The organism is Campylobacter sp. US33a (assembly GCF_004378855.1).
Classification (GTDB): Bacteria; Campylobacterota; Campylobacteria; order Campylobacterales; family Campylobacteraceae; genus Campylobacter_D.
This window is the reverse complement of record NZ_RYYL01000027.1, coordinates 1-1,897: the sequence shown is the minus strand read 5'-3', so window position 1 is coordinate 1,897 and position 1,897 is coordinate 1. Positions and strand designations below refer to the sequence as shown.

Sequence of the window (1,897 nt, the reverse complement as noted above, 5' to 3'; positions counted from 1 at the left end):
TATCATGCAATGCAAGATTTATCCCTTTATGCTTGCAGCGGTAAATTTTCTTTTAATTTTGTTCCTTCGAAATTAAGCATTAAAAAAGAAATTCAAGGAGATAGGGAAAAAGTGCTATACCGCGTTGATGAAATGCTTGTTTATGTTTATGATAGCTTTGATTTTTTAGATCAAGGACACGAATTTGATGATGAAGGAAATTTTATCAAGCTAGGACAACCTGTTGGAGCTTGGGATTTTAATACGAAGACTTTTAGCATTTGGGGTTCTACAAGACAGATGGAAACTTATAAACCAAAGATATATATTATACCACAAATAACCTTTGCTGATGTCCTACAATCCCCAAAAACCAAGCAATACTATATTTACAATCAAGATTATCAAGACTATCAAAAATTCACCCCTTATGGTTTAGATTTTAAACTTTATAGTAAAGATTTTATTACTAAGCTTGATTTTAAAGATAAAGCTTATAATGTGCTTTATGATACAGGAGTTTAAATGGGAGATAGTATTACACTTTCTATTTTTGTAGGTTCGTTACTATCCATTGTTATTATCATAAAATTTTATCTTACAGCTTTAGCTGTGTTTGTTATCTTTTCTATTTTAAATTATTGGATTAAGATTAACATAAAAGAATTTGTAAAATCTTATTTTTCAATATCTTTTATTATCTTTTTTATGGCTATTGTTATCATATTTTATCTTAGCTATGATCTTGAATTTTATAAATCGCTTGTATTGCTTGATCCTCCAGAAGTTGAAAAATTATCACCGCAAGAATATAGAGTGCGTAATTATTTTAAATTTTTAACCTTTGCAACTATGTTTTTTTTGGCAATCACTTTTGTTATACTTCCTTGTTTATTACAAGCTTATTTATTTAAATGTTATAGCATAGGAGAAAAACGCAAAAAATTAAGTTGGTTTATAGGGTTTATGTGTAATGCTCCTATATTAATTGCGAGTGTGTATGTGATATATGAAAATCTTTAAAGACTATCAAAAATTTAATATATTTGATATAATATTTATTTGTTTTCAATGAATTTAGAGAAAAAATGGACAGAGAATTATTTATAACAAGACTTGCATTTATAAACAACGATGAAATAAATAAAATAAATAAAAATTCATCCACTGTATATTTAAAAGCCTTATACCAATGTGAAAATTCTATAGCTGTAAATTATGATGAAGAAGAACTTTTCACCCAAACTACTGCTATAAACAATCTAGGCTATAGCAATGATTTTACAAAAATCTTCATTCTAGATAAAGAAAGTCTAAATGATACCTATCTAGATGCTAGAAAAAAGCTTTATAAATCTATCAATAATTTAAAAGAAGAAAGAAATGAAAAAATAAAAAATATCCAAGCTTATTTAAATAATGAAAATTCCTTACAAGATAATTTAAATAATCAATTTAACACACAAGAAAATGATATTAATTTGGCTTTAAAAAAATATTCAGTATAGAGCAATTTTATGATAAAAACACAAATACTATAGCATTAAAAACAAATAATATAAAAATCATATTCTTAGATAAAGTAAATTTGCAAGATTTACAATCTAATACCAATAACACTTCTTTTATCTCTATGTCAAATTTAATCCATATTTATGATAATCATTGTGATATCTTTACAAAAGATAGAAGTGTTTTAGATATAAAATTTATAGAAGAAAAATATCAGATAGATTTTAAAAGTTTAGATACAAAAATCTTCCTAAACTCCACCCTCCTTACAGGCTCCACCGAACTCCCTAATAATCCTTTTTACTTTGGAGAATTAGATAAAGATAATATTATAAAACAAGATATACCCAGCTATTATTTTTCTCCTAAAGATGAAAGCAGTGGTTTAGGAAGACTTAGTATCTTT

The 1,897-nt window shown here is 25.7% G+C and carries 3 protein-coding genes and 1 pseudogene; all 4 read left to right on the top strand.

From position 1 onward, the window contains the following. Positions 1-504 (top strand): DUF6402 family protein (locus tag ELQ16_RS09735; RefSeq protein WP_243832630.1); only part of this gene is annotated, 504 nt, incomplete at its 5' end. Continuing rightward, positions 505-1,002: a hypothetical protein gene (locus tag ELQ16_RS09730; protein WP_134239442.1), complete on the top strand. Its 498-nt coding sequence runs from the start codon at positions 505-507 to the stop codon at positions 1,000-1,002. A 65-nt stretch (positions 1,003-1,067) separates the two neighbouring features. Then, positions 1,068-1,487 (top strand): hypothetical protein, encoded by a 420-nt coding sequence (locus ELQ16_RS09725; protein WP_134239440.1) that lies wholly within the window; start codon positions 1,068-1,070, stop codon positions 1,485-1,487. Positions 1,488-1,567: 80 nt separating this feature from the next. After that, positions 1,568-1,897, top strand: a pseudogene (locus ELQ16_RS09720) (hypothetical protein); the annotation flags it as partial.